The 12,679-nt window shown below is 68.1% G+C and carries 12 protein-coding genes; 8 read left to right on the top strand and 4 right to left on the bottom strand.

Annotated elements, in window-relative coordinates:
- The first annotated feature begins 132 nt into the window (after positions 1-132).
- The 3 genes from B0675_RS24230 to B0675_RS24220 all read left to right on the top strand — a co-directional run bounded on the left by B0675_RS24230 (position 133) and on the right by B0675_RS24220 (position 2,826).
- Positions 133-956 (top strand): IS5 family transposase gene (locus B0675_RS24230; protein ID WP_241539977.1). Its coding sequence is split into 2 segments (ribosomal slippage): positions 133-496 and positions 496-956, totalling 825 coding nucleotides; the frame shifts between segments, so codons are not numbered across the junction.
- Positions 957-1,058: 102 nt separating this feature from the next.
- Positions 1,059-1,397 (top strand): cyclic-phosphate processing receiver domain-containing protein, encoded by a 339-nt coding sequence (locus B0675_RS24225; protein WP_081221006.1) that lies wholly within the window; start codon positions 1,059-1,061, stop codon positions 1,395-1,397.
- Between the two features lie 406 nt (positions 1,398-1,803).
- The gene (locus B0675_RS24220) at positions 1,804-2,826 is read left to right on the top strand and encodes a DNA-directed RNA polymerase subunit alpha (RefSeq protein WP_081221003.1); all 1,023 of its coding nucleotides are present in this window, start codon (positions 1,804-1,806) and stop codon (positions 2,824-2,826) included.
- A 445-nt stretch (positions 2,827-3,271) separates the two neighbouring features.
- On the opposite strand, the gene B0675_RS24215 is transcribed toward B0675_RS24220, so the two are convergent.
- Complete coding sequence (locus B0675_RS24215) at positions 3,272-3,868, bottom strand: nucleotidyltransferase family protein (protein WP_081221981.1); 597 nt, start codon at positions 3,866-3,868, stop codon at positions 3,272-3,274.
- Positions 3,869-4,149: 281 nt separating this feature from the next.
- Between B0675_RS24215 and B0675_RS24210 the strand changes: the two genes are divergently transcribed.
- Complete coding sequence (locus B0675_RS24210) at positions 4,150-5,118, top strand: DUF5996 family protein (protein ID WP_081221001.1); 969 nt, start codon at positions 4,150-4,152, stop codon at positions 5,116-5,118.
- Positions 5,119-5,507: 389 nt separating this feature from the next.
- Here the strand turns inward: B0675_RS24210 and B0675_RS24205 are convergent, their stop codons facing one another.
- Together B0675_RS24205 and B0675_RS24200 are read right to left on the bottom strand one after the other, a co-directional pair.
- Positions 5,508-6,245 carry a flavodoxin family protein gene (locus B0675_RS24205; RefSeq protein ID WP_081220998.1) on the bottom strand — a complete coding sequence of 246 codons (738 nt, stop codon included), beginning with the start codon at positions 6,243-6,245 and terminating at the stop codon, positions 5,508-5,510.
- Positions 6,246-6,410: 165 nt separating this feature from the next.
- Positions 6,411-7,016, bottom strand: a complete 606-nt coding sequence (locus B0675_RS24200; RefSeq protein WP_081220996.1) for an XRE family transcriptional regulator — start codon at positions 7,014-7,016, stop codon at positions 6,411-6,413.
- 176 nt (positions 7,017-7,192) lie between these two features.
- Between B0675_RS24200 and B0675_RS24195 the strand changes: the two genes are divergently transcribed.
- Positions 7,193-7,828, top strand: a complete 636-nt coding sequence (locus tag B0675_RS24195) for a class I SAM-dependent methyltransferase (RefSeq protein ID WP_081220993.1) — start codon at positions 7,193-7,195, stop codon at positions 7,826-7,828.
- Positions 7,829-7,913: 85 nt separating this feature from the next.
- On the opposite strand, the gene B0675_RS24190 is transcribed toward B0675_RS24195, so the two are convergent.
- Entirely contained in the window at positions 7,914-8,930 is a 1,017-nt protein-coding gene (locus tag B0675_RS24190; RefSeq protein ID WP_081220990.1) for a LacI family DNA-binding transcriptional regulator, read from the bottom strand.
- Positions 8,931-9,215: 285 nt separating this feature from the next.
- Between B0675_RS24190 and B0675_RS24185 the strand changes: the two genes are divergently transcribed.
- From B0675_RS24185 to B0675_RS24175, 3 genes are all read left to right on the top strand, one after another.
- On the top strand, positions 9,216-10,529 hold the full coding sequence (locus B0675_RS24185) for an extracellular solute-binding protein (RefSeq protein WP_081220987.1): 1,314 nt from the start codon (positions 9,216-9,218) through the stop codon (positions 10,527-10,529).
- A 162-nt stretch (positions 10,530-10,691) separates the two neighbouring features.
- A complete protein-coding gene (locus B0675_RS24180) occupies positions 10,692-11,639 on the top strand; it encodes a sugar ABC transporter permease (protein ID WP_081221980.1) in 948 nt (315 codons plus the stop codon).
- Between the two features lie 13 nt (positions 11,640-11,652).
- The gene (locus B0675_RS24175) at positions 11,653-12,594 is read left to right on the top strand and encodes a carbohydrate ABC transporter permease (protein ID WP_081220984.1); all 942 of its coding nucleotides are present in this window, start codon (positions 11,653-11,655) and stop codon (positions 12,592-12,594) included.
- The last annotated feature ends 85 nt before the right edge of the window (positions 12,595-12,679 follow it).

Raw genomic sequence — 12,679 nt, 5'->3', positions numbered from 1 at the left:
TCCTCGGGCCCTCTCACTGACACCTCACCGTTCCGCACGCTTTCCAACTCGGCGATGCTGCGCCGGGTTACGTATAAGAGGTCCTAACAGAAGCTGTTGATCATGTGACTTTCGGCTTCAGCGTTCGTTGGTCTGGTCGTGGGGAAGCGTCAGTCGCGGCCGTGGATCGTTTCGGATGAACTGTGGTCGCTCATCGAGCCGTTGTTGCCCGAGGCCGCTCCGAAATTGGTGGAGGGCAGACCGCGGGTGCCGGACCGGCAGGCCTTGTGCGGGATCCTGTTCGTGCTGCATACGGGCATCCAGTGGGAGTACCTGCCGCAGGAACTGGGCTTCGGCTCGGGCATGACCTGCTGGCGGCGCCTGGCCGCGTGGAACGAGGCCGGTGTGTGGGACGCGCTGCACCTGGTGCTGCTGAAGCGGCTGCGGGCTGCGAACAGGCTGGACTGGTCGCGGGCGGTGATCGACTCTTCCCACGTCCGGGCCGCTCGGCGAGGCCCAAAAGCGGACCCAGCCCGGTCGACCGCGCACGGCCGGGCAGCAAGCACCACGTCGTCACCGACGCCCAGGGCATCCCGCTCGCGGTATCGCTGACCGACGGAAACCGCAACGACGTCACGCAGTTGCTGCCTCTGCTGGACAAGATTCCGGCCGTGGCAGGCGTCGTCGGCCGACCCAGACGCAGACCCGATGCCCTGCTCGCCGACCGCGCCTACGACCACGACAAGTACCGCCGCCTGCTCTGGGACCGCGGCATCCGCCCGGTCATCGCCGAACGAGGCGTCGAACACGGCTCCGGCCTGGGCATTTTCCGCTGGGTAGTAGAGCGCACGATCGCCTGGCTGCACGGTTTCCGACGACTGCGGATCCGCTGGGAACGACGCGACGACATCCACGAGGCTTTCCTCGGCCTCGCCACCTGCCTGATCACCCACCGGCACGTCCAACACCTTTGTTAGGACCTCTAAGGCCGACCAGAGGCGAACCGTCGCGAGATACACCGACCCAGCTCGGCGGTCAGGCCCCTGAGCCGGGCCCTGTCGTGCCCTGATAATGCTCGGGTGAAAGAAGAATCGCCCGCCCCAACGCCCGTCATCCTGGGCATAGACGACCTCCGGTCTCTGCCCTGGACCACGCGAATCGCGCGCAGCAGCGGTGAAGGCGTCAAGCTCCTGCAAGAGCACCGCGACAGCTTCATCGACGAACTCTGGCTCGACCACGACCTCGGCGGTGACGACACCATCCTGCCCGTGGTGACCCTGATGGAAGAAGCCGCGTTCAACGGCCGACCCTTTCGAATCGGCACGGTCTTCGTGCACAGCTCCAACCCCACGGGCGCGGAGACTGTCGTCCGGTCACTCACCCGCTGGGACTACGACGTCCGGCGGGCGACGGTATAGGAACGTGATTTCGAGGTCCGCCCTCTTCGTTCTCGTCCGCGCTGCCGTAGTCGTCGGGCGAAACGAGCGTGACCTGGAGCGTGCCCGTCGCTCGAACCGCCGGTTGGGGAGAAGAATCCGTCCGCGACGCAAGAGCCGAGACACCCGCCTGGTCTGGCAACTCGACGTCGTTGACGCCTCCCACGCTTTCCTCAACTCCGAGCAGCCATCCATTGGCCCAGGACATGCGCCGATCTCTGCGAATGCAGCCCGGCGACCTGCTATGGAGCTACGCGTTCACCCCGCGGGCTGAATCAACGGCGCGTCGGCTACGCCATGGCGTACTCTGCGGCGGCCGTATCGCACGTACCCTTCGTAGGGTCCACGGCGTCCATAGCGGGTGCCAAACTACTGGAGGCAACACCACGTGCTGATTGCTCAGCGTCCCTCGTTGACCGAAGAGGTCGTCGACGAATTCCGCTCCCGGTTCGTGATCGAGCCGCTGGAGCCGGGCTTCGGCTACACCCTCGGCAACTCTCTTCGCCGCACGCTCCTCTCCTCGATCCCCGGAGCCGCTGTCACCAGCATCCGGATCGACGGTGTCCTGCACGAGTTCACCACCGTGCCGGGCGTCAAGGAGGACGTCACCGACCTGATCCTCAACATCAAGCAGCTCGTCGTCAGCAGTGAGCAGGACGAGCCGGTCGTGATGTACCTGCGCAAGCAGGGCCCGGGTCTGGTCACCGCCGCCGACATCGCGCCCCCGGCCGGTGTCGAGGTGCACAACCCCGACCTCGTCCTCGCCACGCTCAACGGCAAGGGCAAGCTGGAGATGGAGCTGACCGTCGAGCGCGGTCGCGGCTACGTCTCCGCCGTTCAGAACAAGCAGGTCGGTCAGGAGATCGGGCGCATCCCGGTCGACTCGATCTACTCGCCGGTGCTGAAGGTCACGTACAAGGTCGAGGCGACCCGTGTCGAGCAGCGCACCGACTTCGACAAGCTGATCGTCGACGTCGAGACCAAGCAGGCCATGCGTCCCCGTGACGCCATGGCGTCGGCCGGTAAGACCCTGGTCGAGCTGTTCGGTCTGGCGCGCGAGCTCAACATCGACGCCGAGGGCATCGACATGGGCCCGTCCCCCACGGACGCCGCCCTCGCCGCCGATCTCGCCCTGCCGATCGAGGAGCTGGAGCTCACCGTTCGGTCGTACAACTGCCTCAAGCGTGAGGGCATCCACTCCGTGGGTGAGCTCGTCGCCCGCTCCGAGGCCGACCTCCTGGACATCCGCAACTTCGGCGCGAAGTCCATCGACGAGGTCAAGGTCAAGCTGGCCGGACTGGGCCTGGGCTTCAAGGACAGCCCGCCCGGATTCGACCCGACCGCCGCCGCCGACGCCTTCGGCGCCGACGACGACGGGGACGCCGGTTTCGTCGAGACCGAGCAGTACTGACCGTCGCACTGCACGCCGGTCGCGGAGGCTCGCGTCCGAGGCCTTCGTCCAGGGGGGACACCCTCTGCATCCTCGCCTCGGACGTAGCGGAGCTCGTCGAACCGTGCACCGCCGACGACCTGGAGGAGGCCCGCCAAGCGGAAGGCCTCCTCCAGGAAGAACTCAAGGCGAAGAGGCAGTCGCTGACGGTCTTGCGAGCCGCTTCAACGGCTCACGCAGAGCCCCGACTCGGCCTCGTCCGTCAGGGCACCATCGGCATGGGTTCGGCAACTCATCGCCCGGCAAAGGCCCCAGCGGAACCCATGGCCGCGCTCGCGGAGTCGGCAAGGTCGACGATGCCGATCGGTCGACCTTCCGGACCTCGCCACCCAGCCCCGTCGTCTCGCAACTCAAGGCGAACTGGCGCTCCTGAGAAGAGTCGCCAGATGACCACCGCATCCGAGCGTCAGCCAGGCCACGGCAGCACGGTGAGCTCCGGCCACTCGCATCTCCAGCGAGCCGCCTTGGTCTCGTACACCTCCCTCGGGGCAAGAACCGGGTTCGGCCGGACCACCAGGTTGAACACGTCGGACAGCCCGTGGGGCGCGTAGATACGCCACCCGCCGTCGGCTTCCAGCCGCACCCCCAGACAGCACGTCGTCGAGGCGAACGAGTCGATCGCCGCCTCGGTGGACTCGTGGGGCGGACACGGCACGCCGAATTTCTGTTCGTACCAGAGATGCACACGAGCCTCGTTGCGGATCTCCACCTCGGCCGGCAGCCCGGCGAACAGCTCCTGCCCTGCCCTGATCACGGCATCCTCCGCCTCCCAGGACAGGTCGGCGGCGTCGAAGTAGAAGATGTCGTAGTCCTTGATGCCGCTGGTGGGCGGCTTGTCGGTGACCACGTTCCACACTGTCTGGAACAGGCAGCCCGCCGTCACGTACCAGCCGGGCAGCTCCATCGTCGCTGCCCGGCTCATCACCTCGGTCAGGACCTCGTTCCGTGAGAGCGCGGACCGCAGGCCTTCGAGTTGCTCATCGAGCGAGCGTCGGCCAAGCATCTGGATGGCCTGCCCGCGGCCCGCCGCTACCCCCAGCGCACGATCTTGATCGTCGACACGCTCCACCCATTCGTCCACGACACGCAACCCTGGCACAGCCCGCTGACAACGCGGCTGTTCCGTCTGTGGCACGCCTGGTGCGATCCCACGTGGGCGGGAGAAGGCGGCCCTCCGAGGCCCGTGGGAGAATCGGGGCATGCGGTCGTGAGGCTGTCGCGCGCGGAAATTGCGGCACTCCGCGGCTGTCCGCTGCACGTGGATCGATCCGCCGGGAGGCTCCCGTGAGCGAACGTCCCGAGGCGTGGCCGGTTCTGGACCACGCGGAACTGGCGCCCATGATCGAGTATGTGAACCGGGTGGTCCAGGTCGCAGGCAAGTACTCGCTGGACGACCCTTTCGAGGTCGGGTGGGGCAACATCGTCCTGGAGGTGTCCCCTCGCGGCCTGCGCACGCCGACGTTCCGGCGGAAGGGGGCGACCTTCACGGTGCACTACCGGTTGCTCGACGGTGACGTGCTGATCGAGACCGACCGGGCCTCGCGGACGCTGTCGCTGGCACGGACGTCGGTCGCCGACTTCTTCACGGCGTTCTGCGAGGCGGCGACCGAACTGGGCATCCCGCATCCGGGCACCACGCAGATCTGCGAGATCCCTGCTGCTCCGTCGAACTTCGCCGACGACCGGGACGAGCGGGTGTGGGACGCTCACTCGGCGCGTCTGATGTGGGAGGCGTTCGATCTGGCCGCGGACGGTCTGGAGGCGTGGCAGGCCCCCTTCCTCGGGCACCGGCCGCGTGTCGGCGTGATGTGGGGCGGGTTCGACCTGTCGTCGACCCGCTGGCGCCCGATCCGGACGAAGCCCGGCCCGGGGGGCCCGCCGTTCATGCGCAACGCCCAGTTGCACGAGTACGTGTCGGTGGGGTTCTCCTTCGACAACACCCACAGCGACGGTACGAGCCCGCTGGACATCGGGATGTACGCCTATATCTGGCCGCAGCCGGACGGTCTCTCGGGCTGCGACTGGGGCGTCGAGGGCGCCGACTGGCACGCGGATCTCGGCCTGGCGTTGCTGCCGTGGCAGGACCTGCGCCGGCTGCCGGACCCGCACGGCGCGATCGTCGGCTTCGGCGACGCCGTTTACGACGCGGCCGTGCGGACCGCGGGGTGGCCGACCGATCTGATGGGGCCGCGGGTCGACGGCTGGCACATGAGCGAGCACCAGCCGACCGAGAACGTGGGACGCCAGGGCTGATCCGACGCCGTGCGGCCGGGTCCAGCCACCGTGCGGACGGGTTCACCCGCGCTGGTGATCCGCGACGTCATGCTGTCGACCCGCCACAGCCCACCGGCTGACCCCCGTCGAATCGCGAGTCGACGTGGGCGGTCCTCGACGTGGGCGGTCCTCGGGCTGCCCGCTGTCCCTGCTGGAGGACTGCATCGTCGTCACCACGCCCGATCGGTGACGGGCCGACATCGCGGGCAGGAGGGCGTGGCGAGACTGGGGCCCCGCCATCGGTGCGAAGGCTCAACCGAGTTGGGCGGTGGCGCATGCGTCTGCACCGGCCTCCACCGCGCCGTCCAGGCCGTCACCCGCGCGCCCGCCACCCGGACCGACCAGCCCCGCGACTCGGCCGCGGCCACTCACCTGTGTTCGGGGTTGGCCGCATCGTGACGGCAACCCGCGTCCCAGGCGGCCCGCACATTGCCGTAGGCGGGGATGCCCCCGGAGTCCTTGAGCAGCCGCGCCATGTGCAGCAGGTTCCACGTCATGAAGGTCGTGTTGCGGTTGGTGAAGTCGTTTTCCGGGCCGCCTGAACCCTCGTCCAGATACGAGGGGCCCGGCCCGGCCTCGCCGATCCACCCCGCGTCGGCTTGCGGCGGGACGGTGTACCCGAGGTGCTGAAGGCTGTAGAGGACGTTCATGGCGCAGTGCTTGACGCCGTCCTCGTTGCCCGTGATCAGGCAGCCCCCCACGCGGCCGTAGTACGCGTACTGTCCGGCTTCGTTCAAGAGCCCGGAGCACGCGTAGAGGCGCTCGACGACCTTCTTCATGACCGAGCTGTTGTCACCCAGCCAGATGGGCCCCGCGAGCACGAGGATGTCCGCGGCCAGGACTCTCTCGTACAGCGCTGGCCACTCGTCGGAACGCCAGCCGTGTTCCGTCATGTCGGGCCACACGCCACTGGCGATGTCGTGGTCGACGGCGCGCACGATGTCGACGGCGACGCCCTGCTGTCGCATGATGGCCGTGCTTCGGTCGATGAGGCCCTGCGTGTTGCTCAGCTCGGGTGACCGTTTCAGTGTGCAGTTGAAGACCACGGCTCGCAGATCGTCGTAGCGGGCCGGCGGCGCGGCGGACTCTGGGGCCTGTGCGGTCACTGGTGCCTCCGTGGTTTCGATGGCTGCGCCCGTCACCGCGGGCCGCTGTGATCCTCTCGTGGATCGCTGGGGAGCCGCGGTCCTTGAGGGTGCACGCTTCCATGAACCACTCCCCCGGCCGAACCCGGAACGGGGCCGCCCTGAGGGTTCGTCCGGGGCACGGTGTTACGGCGACTCCGGTGTCTCGGCGGGCCGTGCGGTGCGGGCGCGTAGGTGTGCGCGCTCTCCTTGGAGGCCCAGGAGGCTCAGGATCTCGACGGGGTGACGGTCGGCGTTGCCGAACCAGTGGGGAGTGCGGGTGTCGAATTCGGCGGCTTCACCGGGGCCCATGGTCAGGTCGTTGTCGCCCAGGACCAGACGCAGGCGTCCGTCGAGGACGTAGATCCATTCATATCCCTCGTGGCTGGCCTGCTCGGGCTCCGGCGAGCGCAGCTTGGGCGAGATGATCAATTTGTAGGCCTGGAGTGTTCCGGCCCTGCGGGTGAGCGGGAGCATGGTCATGCCGTGGCGCGTGACGGGCTTGAGGTGCAGGCGAGGATCGCCGGTCTGGGGCGCACCGATGAGCTCGCCGATGTCCACCCGTAGCTCACGTGCCAGCGGAAGGAGCAGTTCCAGGGTCGGGCGACGCTGACCGGACTCCAGTCGCGAGAGCGTGCTGAGCGAGATTCCGGTGGCCTCGGCCAGTGAGGTCAGCGACAGGGTGCGCTGCGTGCGCAACCCCTTGAGGCGGGGGCCGACCGCCGCCATCGTCGATGCGGTCTGTTCGCCCATCTCACCACCTTGCCACCGCAGCAGGGATCTTTGCGTGGTGCGGGCCGCCGTTCCACGCTGGTGGACGAGCGCACCGGGCAGTCTGCCGGATGCACCCCTGTGCTCGACACCGCACATGTGTGCTCGACACCGCACATGGTCGGCTCAGCCCGATCACATGATGAGGAGACTCTTTGATGAGCGAGACCGATCCGCGTTACAGCGCCGCCTTCTGGGACCAGCGCTACGGCGGTACCGGCCCCCTGTGGAGCGGTGATCCCAACCCCGTACTGGTCACGGAGGTGGCCGCTCTCGAACCGGGGACCGCGCTGGAGGCGGGCTGCGGCGAGGGCGCAGACGCCCTCTGGCTGGCCGGACAGGGCTGGCAGGTCACGGGCGTCGACTTCTCGGCCCAGGCTCTGCACCGCGCGGCCGAGCACACCCCGGCGCCGCTGACCGATCGGCTCACCTGGCAGCAGGCCGATGTCCGCGACTGGAAGCCCGGCGACACTCCTCGTTACGACCTGGTCACCGCGTCCTTCATCCACTTTCCCCGGCCTGTGCGACGAGCCGTCTTCGCCGCCCTCGCGGCGCGGGTCGACCCCGGCGGACACTTGGTGATCATCGGTCATCATCCCAGTGACCTGGACACCGCCATGCCCCGCCCGCCCGAGCCGGATCTCTTCTACACCGCGGACGATCTCATCGCCGATCTTCCCGCGCACACGTGGAACGTGCTCACCAGCGCCGCCCGCGCTCGCAGTGCCACCACGCCTGACGGCGCTCCGGTCACGATCCACGACACCGTCGTCAGAGCCGAGCGCACCCGCTGAGGTCCCGCCCTGTGCCCCTCGCGACCGTGGGCGGGCCAGCAGCCGCCGGGCGTGCGGTGGTCGCACCCGACCACAGAGGGGCCTCCTAGGACGACTCCCGCACCACCAGCTCCGTGGGAAGCACGATGTGCCGGCGAGGCTCCTCGGGGTCGTCGATCTCCGCCAGCAGAATGCGCGCGATCGTGCTGCCGATCTCTTCGACCGGCTGACGCACGCTGGTGAGGGGCGGGTGGGTGTGCCTGGCGATGATGGAGTCGTCGAAACCGACCACCGCGACGTCGTCGGGAACGCGCCGCCCCTGTCGGCGCAACTCCGCGAGCGCACCCGCGGCCATGACGTCCGAGGCGACGAACACGGCGTCGAGCGCGGGCACTTGTTCAAGGAGTGAGCGCATGGCGGCCCCGCCGCCCTCCTCGGTGAAGTCGGAGGAGGCCACGAGACCTTCGGGGACCTCGTGGCCCGCCTTCTCGAGGGTTTCGCGCCACCCCTGGAGCCGGCTACGGGCCACGTCCATGTCCAGGGGCCCGCTGATCGTGCCGATCGTCCGGCGTCCCCGGCCGAGCAGGTGCTCGACGGCGGCCGCGGCTCCACCCGCGTTGTCGGAGTGCACGTGGCTGAGCGACTCCTCGGGCGAGCGGCGCCCGGCGAGCACCGTGGGCAGGCCCATGTCCTCCAACAGCCCCGGCAGCGGATCGTGTTCGTGCACCGAGACGAGGAGTACGCCGTCCACCCGTCGCTCGGCCACCGACTCGGTGAGCTGGTCCCGCTCGGCCTGATCGCGTACGAGGACGAGTTGCAGCTGCGTCCGGGTCTCGGCCAGCGCGGTGCTGACCCCGCGGATGACGGCCGAGAAGTAGGGCTCGGAGCCCAGTCGGCTCTCCGACTCGGGAATGACCAGGGCGACGGAGTTGGTCCGGCTCGTCACCAGTCCCCGGGCGACCGAGTTCGGGACGTAGTTCAGCTCGGCGATGGCGGCGAGTACGGCGGCCCTCGCCTTCTCGCTGACGAGTTCGGAGCCATTGATGACTCGTGAAACCGTGGTGCGTCCGACACCGGCGCGGGCGGCCACGGTCTTGATGGTCGGGCGTTGCCTGCCCCCCATGGCATCTCCTCGCTCGCGCGCCGTTCCACCGGCTTTCACCTGCGCATTGTGCCAGACCCTCCCCAGGCTCCCGGAAGGCCCCGGCGCGCGGGCGCGACATCGTTCCGCAACGAACTGGATTCACCTTCTTGACAGGAACCTCAGGGGGCCGCCACGCTTCGGGGCCTTGAGTGGGCACGTTCCCACCACATGTTGGGAACGTACCCACCGGGACATATCGGGACTCGCGGAGCGGACCGTGGGGCCCGAGCTCCGGTGCGTCAGCGCCGCCGCTAGGAGGACGAAATGGACAAGGCCCAAAGGAAGTTGCGTACACGAGCCGTGGCCGCCGTATCGGTCGTGTCGGCTCTCGGCCTGGTCGTGGGCTGCGGGAGCAGCGACAGCGGCGGGACGGGCGGGGGCAGGAAGGACGGCAAGGTCACCATCACCATGGGGCTGTTCGGCGTCATGGGCTTCAAGGAGACCGGGCTGCTCGACAAGTACATGAAGGAGCATCCGGACGTCGTCATCAAGGCCGACGTCGCCGGTGACGAACAGACCTACTACACAGCGCTGCAGACCCACCTGGCCGCGGGCAGCGGGCTCAAGGACATCCAGGGCATAGAGATAGGCCGGGCCAAGGAACTGGCCGACACCCAGAAGGACAACTTCGTCGACCTCGCCGGCGTGTCCGGCACGGACCACTTTCTGCCGTGGAAGCAGAGCCAGGTCACCACCAAGGACAAGAAGGTCATCGGCCTCGGCACCGACATCGGTCCGATGGCGGTCTGCTACCGCAAGGACCTCTTCGAGCAGGCGGGCCTGCCGACCGACCGTGACGAGGTCGCCGAGCTGTGGGAGGGCGACTGGTCCAAGTACGTCGATGCGGGCAAGCAGTTCAAGCAGGGGTCCAAGGACGGCAAGGTCGCGTTCATGGACAGCTCCAGCGGACTGTTCAACGCCATGATCTACGGCCACTCCGAGCAGTTCTACGACAAGCAGGGCAAGCTGATCTATGCCTCCAACCCTGTCGTGAAGGACGCCTGGAAACTGGCCTCCAAGGCGGCCACCTCCGGTCTCACCGCCAAGCTCCGCCAGTTCCAGCCCGGTTGGGACCCCGGCCTGGCCAACAGCACCTTCGCCACCACCGTCTGCCCGGCGTGGATGCTCGCGCACATCAGCGAGAAGGCCGGGCCGAAGAACAAGGGCAAGTGGGACGTCGCGAAGGCTCCGCAGGGCGCCAACTGGGGCGGATCGTTCCTCGGCGTCATGGAGAAGAGCCCCGTGAAGAAGGAGGCGCAGGAGCTGGTGGCCTGGCTCACGGCCCCCGAACAGCAGGCCTACCTCTTCAAGAAGATCGGCAACTTCCCCTCGTCGCAGACCGCGCTGGAGATGCCGGACGTCGTCGACGCCACGTCGTCCTACTTCAGCGGCGCACCCATCGGCCGGATCTTCGGCGCCGCGGCCAAGGAGATCCCCGACGAGCAGGTGCTGGGCCGCAAGGACGGCACCATCAAGGACATCTTCTCGCAGGGCCTGACCTTGATCGAAGCGCAGGACAAGAGCCCGAACGACGCGTGGAAGACCACTGACGAGCGCATCGAGAAGGCCGCCGGCTGACCGTCGGCACCGCTGCCCAACCGCCGTACCGCCCGGCGTCCCCCGCACGGCCCGCGCGGGCCGCCGGGCCGGCCCGTGTCCGCTTCTCACACTCTCCAGGAAGGACCCCTTCCGGTGGCCATCTCCACCTCGACACCTCCTGACGGAGCCCCGGGCCACGCCCTGCCGGCCGCGAACGGCACCGGCGAGGACGGTTTTCGGCGCCGTACGCTGCTGCATCGCCTCGACGTGCGCGGCGCGCCCTACGCCTTCGTCGCCCCGTTCTTCATCGTCTTCGCCGCCTTCAGCTTCTACCCGCTCGTCTACACCTCGTGGATCTCCCTGCACCGCGTCGAACTGTCGACCCTGAACGTCATGGAATGGGTCGGCTTCGACAACTACACGGCCCTGTGGGACGACGACCGCTTCTGGAACGCACTGTTCAACACGATCACCATCGGCGTGCTGTCGACCATGCCGCAGCTGATGATGGCCCTGGGACTCGCCCACCTGCTCAACTACCGGCTGCGCGGCTCCACGTTCTTCCGCGTCGCCGCCCTGACGCCCTACGCCACGTCGGTGGGCGCCGCCGCCCTGGTGTTCACCATGCTCTTCGAACGCGACTTCGGCATGATCAACTGGATGCTGAGCCTCGTCGGCGTCGACAACATCGACTGGGAGAACAACAAGTGGGCGGCGCAGACGGCGATCTCCACGATCGTCATCTGGCGCTGGACCGGTTACAACGCCCTGCTGTACCTGGCGGCGATGCAGGCGATCCCCCGCGACCGCTACGAGGCCGCGGCGATCGACGGCGCCTCACGCTGGCAGCAGTTCCTCAAGGTCACCGTGCCCGGCATCCGCTCCACCATCGTGTTCACCATCGTCCTGTCCACGATCGGTGCCACACAGCTCTTCGGTGAACCCCTGATCTTCGGCCAGGGCCCGAACGGCATCACCGGAGGAGCCGACAACCAGTACCAGACGCTGGGACTGCTGCTGTACGAGGAGGGCTGGAAGAACTACCAGATGGGCCGGGCCGCCACGGTCGCCTGGGCGATGTTCCTCCTGCTCATCGCCGTGTTCATCGTCCAACAAGTCGTCAGGCGCGTCCTCGCGCGCAGGGCGTGACCGGGAGATCCCCATGACCACAGACAGCATCCCGGTCCGTACGGCGGACGCGCCCCCCAGGACCGCACCGAGAACGCGCAGGAACACGGCACCGGGTGGACAGGGCCGGCGGCTCTTCCGGCACCCGGGTGCCGGACGCCAGCATCACGCGGGCCCGGTCGCCTACATCCTGCTGGGGATCGCGGCGCTGTTCTCCCTCTTCCCGCTGTACTGGACGATGGTGGCGGCGTCGACCGACAACACGCGCGTCACCCAGACGCCCCCGCCGTTCCTGCCCGGCCCCCACCTGCTCGACAACCTCGTCAAGGCCTGGCAGGACGCCGCATTGGGCAAGGCCATGCTCAACAGCCTGATCGTGGCCGGGGTGATCTCCCTGTCCACCGTCCTTTTCGCCACGCTGGCGGGTTTCGCGTTCGCCAAACTCCGCTTCAAGGGCCGCAACATCCTGCTCATGCTCGTGATCGGCACCATGATGGTGCCGCCCCAACTCGGCGTCGTCCCGCTGTTCATGATGATGGCGGAGCTGGGCTGGGGGCAGAAGCTGCCCGCCGTCATCTTCCCCACCCTCGTCAGCGCCGTCGGGGTGTTCTTCATGCGGCAGTACCTGACCGAGGCGCTCCCCGACGAACTCGTCGAGGCCGGCCGCGTGGACGGTGCACACTCCCTGCGCATCTTCTGGAGCATCGTGCTGCCCATCGCCCGCGCTCCCATGGCCGTACTGTTCATGATCACGTTCGTGCACGCCTGGAACGACTTCTTCTGGCCGTTCATCGTCCTCGACATGACCAATCCGACGGTGCCCGTCGCCCTCACGCAGCTGAGCGCGGGATACGTCCGCGACCAGTCGCTGATCATGGCAGGCGCGCTGCTCGGCACGCTGCCCCTGCTCGTGATGTTCGTCGTCTTCGGCCGCCAGATCGTCGGCGGAATCATGCAGGGCGCCGTCAAGGGCTGACCGGCCCTCCGACCCGCCGCGCCCGGGTCTTCGAGACCCACCACCCCGTCGCCCTCCCGCACCGCAACACCACTGGAAGGACTCA

The organism is Streptomyces sp. M41(2017), assembly GCF_002078175.1.
GTDB lineage: Bacteria > Actinomycetota > Actinomycetes > Streptomycetales > Streptomycetaceae > Streptomyces.
Note: the sequence above shows the minus strand (reverse complement) of the source record. Positions and strands in the feature narration are given on the sequence as shown.

Bases quoted from the DNA above. Each gene is read 5' to 3' on its own strand.
- B0675_RS24190 (WP_081220990.1), bottom strand. From the start codon at position 8,930: ATGGGGGGCAGGCAACGCCCGACCATCAAGACCGTGGCCGCCCGCGCC.
- B0675_RS24175 (WP_081220984.1), top strand. From the start codon at position 11,653: ATGACCACAGACAGCATCCCGGTCCGTACGGCGGACGCGCCCCCCAGG.
- B0675_RS24200 (WP_081220996.1), bottom strand. From the start codon at position 7,016: ATGGGCGAACAGACCGCATCGACGATGGCGGCGGTCGGCCCCCGCCTC.
- B0675_RS24185 (WP_081220987.1), top strand. From the start codon at position 9,216: ATGGACAAGGCCCAAAGGAAGTTGCGTACACGAGCCGTGGCCGCCGTA.
- B0675_RS24195 (WP_081220993.1), top strand. From the start codon at position 7,193: ATGAGCGAGACCGATCCGCGTTACAGCGCCGCCTTCTGGGACCAGCGC.
- B0675_RS24215 (WP_081221981.1), bottom strand. From the start codon at position 3,868: ATGCTTGGCCGACGCTCGCTCGATGAGCAACTCGAAGGCCTGCGGTCC.